Origin of the sequence: Microbacterium sp. HSID17254, assembly GCF_003989315.1 — a bacterium.
In the GTDB taxonomy this organism is placed as follows: Bacteria; Actinomycetota; Actinomycetes; order Actinomycetales; family Microbacteriaceae; genus Microbacterium.
This window is the reverse complement of record NZ_RBLT01000180.1, coordinates 1-801: the sequence shown is the minus strand read 5'-3', so window position 1 is coordinate 801 and position 801 is coordinate 1. Positions and strand designations below refer to the sequence as shown.

At 67.8% G+C, this 801-nt stretch carries 1 protein-coding gene; it reads left to right on the top strand.

The features are described from left to right. The first annotated feature begins 194 nt into the window (after positions 1 to 194). Entirely contained in the window at positions 195 to 737 is a 543-nt protein-coding gene (locus D8M34_RS18455; protein WP_202976302.1) for a MarR family transcriptional regulator, read from the top strand. Positions 738 to 801: the final 64 nt, after the last annotated feature.

The window sequence follows — 801 nt, the reverse complement described above, 5'->3', positions numbered from 1 at the left end:
CCAGAAGAAAGGCATCGGACAGCGGCTGCTGTCCCAGATCGAGGAATGTTGTGACATCGCCACCACAGACCCGGCACCCGGACATGGCACTCCTTCCGTTTCGGTGTCGGTAGTCTGTGCGAGAGTTCTCGAGAACCGGTCCACAGCGGCTCGACGGCGGCAGTGGTGACGCCTCGACGCAGACAGGGGGGTACGTGGAGCAGCAGGACGGGGCCGGCCCGGCGGTCAACCGGTGGGAGCTCAGCGCCTACGAGACCCGGATCTCCCGGGAGTACGGCATCGCGATGGTCTTTCACGGGAAAGTCACCGCGGACGCGGCCGGCCTCAATGCCACCGACCTCTACGCATTGAACCTCCTGGACCTGATCGGGGAGGTCACGGCCGGTGAGCTGGCCCGACGCACCGGACTGACCACCGGCGCGGTCACCAAGCTCGTCGACCGCCTCGCCTCGGCGGGCCTGGTCTCACGCCGACCGGATCCTCAGGACAGGCGGCGGGTACGGATCGGCATCGTGGACACCGAGGCCGATGAGCGGCTCGGCAGCAGCTGTCAGCTCTTCTCCCCGATCGCCAGCCGTCTGGCTAGGCCGATAACGGCGTCTCGGCAGCTCCCGTGCACAATTATTATGCGTTTCTTCGACCGGGCCACCGAAGACCTGCGTTCGCCCCCCCGGGAGCTCCACTCGCCGAGCCGTCCGCCGCCCCCTCCATCCCGACACGCATCCACCAGGACCTGACCGACACCTGACCCCACCCTTCCATCCTCGGACCTGCCTCACACGCCCCCGCGAGCGGACCCGC